This is a genomic window from Brucella grignonensis (assembly GCF_002252505.1).
In the GTDB taxonomy this organism is placed as follows: domain Bacteria; phylum Pseudomonadota; class Alphaproteobacteria; order Rhizobiales; family Rhizobiaceae; genus Brucella; species Brucella grignonensis.
The window spans coordinates 1-667 of sequence record NZ_NNRL01000130.1; the positions used below are offsets into that span (position 1 = coordinate 1).

The following is a 667-nucleotide window of genomic DNA, read 5'->3' on the forward strand; positions in this document are numbered from 1 at the left end:
TAGTAATCCCGTGTCGCAGCGGCGGCAGCCGGTCCGGAGGCATCGATCGCCTGCACGCCTTCAACCTGCGGACCGGCGATGAGCCAGAACCCATCTCCGCCCAATCCCGCCATATGCGGATACGCGACGCACAGCGTCGCGTTGGCGGCGATCGCCGCGTCGACGGCGCTACCACCCCGACGCAGAGCATCGAGACCGGAGGCCGATGCCAGGTAGTGGGGCGTGGATACGATGCCGCGAGACGCAAGAACGGGCGGACGGCCGGTGCGCGGTCCTCGATGATGGCTCATGAATTACTCCTTGTCGAACGGCTCGCGCCGCCAGGCAGAGATGGATCGAAGCTCACTTCGTGGAAAAGAACAGGCGCTGGACGGGAGGGATTGCCGCGCCTGCACAGAGCGCAGCGAGCCCGATCCACCAAAGATATTCAGGGCCACCCGTTGTGCCTCGGCTGATCAATGGCAAGGAGCCCATCAGCAATGCGAAGGACAGGCTCAGATAGGCGACCCGGTTCTTGAGCAGATTCAGCATGGCGTTTCTCCCTTATTCACCGACCATGAGGAGCAGCACCGTCGCGATGCCTGTGAGAATGAAGGCCGCCAGCGTCCACGGCATAGTCTTGCGCATGATCTCGCCTTCCTTGCCGCTGATCCCGGCCGTGCTCGCC

The 667-nt window shown here is 63.6% G+C and carries 2 protein-coding genes; both read right to left on the minus strand.

Going from position 1 to position 667, the window contains the following annotated elements; all coding sequences use genetic code 11:
- The coding region (locus tag CEV33_RS01555) for a gamma-glutamyltransferase (RefSeq protein ID WP_235818336.1) at positions 1–290 on the minus strand (290 nt) is incomplete at its 3' end.
- Between the two features lie 52 nt (positions 291–342).
- A complete protein-coding gene (locus CEV33_RS01560) occupies positions 343–531 on the minus strand; it encodes a hypothetical protein (RefSeq protein WP_094538731.1) in 189 nt (62 codons plus the stop codon).
- Between the last annotated feature and the right edge of the window lie 136 nt (positions 532–667).

Excerpts from the sequence above, each read along its gene's own strand:
- CEV33_RS01560 (WP_094538731.1), bottom strand. The coding sequence starts at position 531 with ATGCTGAATCTGCTCAAGAACCGGGTCGCCTATCTGAGCCTGTCCTTC.